Raw genomic sequence first — 306 nt, 5'->3', positions numbered from 1 at the left:
GATACTGGCCGACCTGTATCAGACCGACGGTACGCCAGTTGAACTGTCGACCCGTGCCATGCTGAAAAAAGCCCAGCAACAACTGAATGATCAGGGTTATGAATTTATTGCCGGGCTGGAAGTGGAATTTCATGTTTTCCGCACCATCAACAAGCCTCGTGGCCTCGACGATGCCGGTCAACCAGGCCCACCGCCAACAACCGAGTTACTGAATCAGGGTTATCAGTACCTGACCGAAGACCGCTACGATGAGATGGAAGAGGTGTTCGACCTGATTCGCCGGAACGCCCAAGGTCTGGATTTGCC

General features: G+C 53.6%; 1 protein-coding gene. It reads left to right on the top strand.

All coding sequences use genetic code 11. The features are described from left to right. On the top strand, window positions 1-306 hold a 306-nt coding region (locus Q4563_RS18545; protein WP_303605558.1), incomplete at both ends, for a hypothetical protein.

It is taken from the genome of Gilvimarinus sp. 1_MG-2023 (genome assembly GCF_030548285.1).
The sequence above is the reverse complement of the archived record's forward strand: the minus strand, read 5'-3'. Positions and strand labels throughout refer to the sequence as shown.